2 protein-coding genes are annotated in these 1108 nt (G+C 65.4%); one reads left to right on the top strand and one right to left on the bottom strand.

The genetic code is table 11. The features are described from left to right. Positions 1-426: GNAT family N-acetyltransferase (locus EN984_RS35585; RefSeq protein WP_164765967.1), on the top strand; the 426-nt coding region annotated here is incomplete at its 5' end. Between the two features lie 33 nt (positions 427-459). On the opposite strand, the gene EN984_RS35580 is transcribed toward EN984_RS35585, so the two are convergent. Beyond that, on the bottom strand, positions 460-1108 hold a 649-nt coding region (locus tag EN984_RS35580; RefSeq protein ID WP_245480198.1), incomplete at its 5' end, for an NAD(P)-dependent oxidoreductase.

Raw genomic sequence — 1108 nt, 5'->3', positions numbered from 1 at the left:
GTGCTCGCATTGATCATGCGCGCTTTCGCTTCGATGGACGGCGTTGTCGACCCGCCCTCCTCGGCCCACCATCTGACCGCCGACACCCTGAGCGACAAGGCGCGGCTGGAGACCGGCTTCGTGGCGGTGCAGGGCGACAGGATCGTCGGCTGCGTCTTTGCCCTTGAGAGGGCGGCGGACCTTTATGTCGGCAAGTTCGCGGTCGCGCCGGACCGCCAGGGACAAGGCATTGGCCGGCGGCTGATGCAGGCAGTCGAAGACCTTGCCCGTAGCCGCGGCAAGGCCGCCGTCGCGCTTCAGACGCGGATCGAGCTGACCGGGAATCATGAAGCCTTTGCTCGCCTCGGCTTTCGCGAAACTGAACGGACGGCGCATGAGGGCTATGCCAGGCCGACCTCGATCACCATGCGCAAAGCTATCTCGTAAGGTTTATCTTACGGTTTGTGGGCCGCGACAGCGTCAGGTCCTGAGCGGCAGCACCCGATCCGGCGGGCGGTGGCCGTCGACGAAGGCACGGATATTGATGATGACCTTCTCGCCCATATCGATGCGGCCCTCGAGCGTCGCCGAGCCCATATGCGGCAAAAGCACGACCTTGTTCTTGGCGGCGAGCTTCAGCAGCTTGCTGTTCAAAGCCGGCTCATGCTCGTAGACGTCGAGGCCGGCCCCGGCGATCTTGCCGTCCTGAATCAGCTTGACCAGCGCTTCCTCGTCGATGATGTCGCCGCGCGCGGTGTTGACGACATATGCGGTGGGCTGCAGCAGCGCCAGCCGCCGCGCTGAAAGCAGATGGAAGGTTGCCGGCGTCGAGGGACAGTTGACCGAGATGATATCCATGCGGGCCAGCATCTGGTCGAGGCTTTCCCAATACGTCGCCTCCAGCCCGTCCTCCACGGCCGGCAGCACGCGGTGGCGGTTGTGGTAGTGGATCGACAGGCCGAAGGCCTTGGCCCGTCTGGCGACGGCGGTGCCGATTCGCCCCATGCCGACAATGCCGAGCCGCTTGCCCCAGATGCGCCGGCCCAGCATCCAGGTCGGAGACCAGCCGGCCCATTTCTTGTCACCGGTGAGCACATTGGCGCCTTCCGCCAGCCGCCGCGGCACCGCC

The organism is Mesorhizobium sp. M7A.F.Ca.CA.004.12.1.1 (genome assembly GCF_003997835.1).
In the GTDB taxonomy this organism is placed as follows: Bacteria; Pseudomonadota; Alphaproteobacteria; order Rhizobiales; family Rhizobiaceae; genus Mesorhizobium.
Note: the sequence above shows the minus strand (reverse complement) of the source record. Positions and strands in the feature narration are given on the sequence as shown.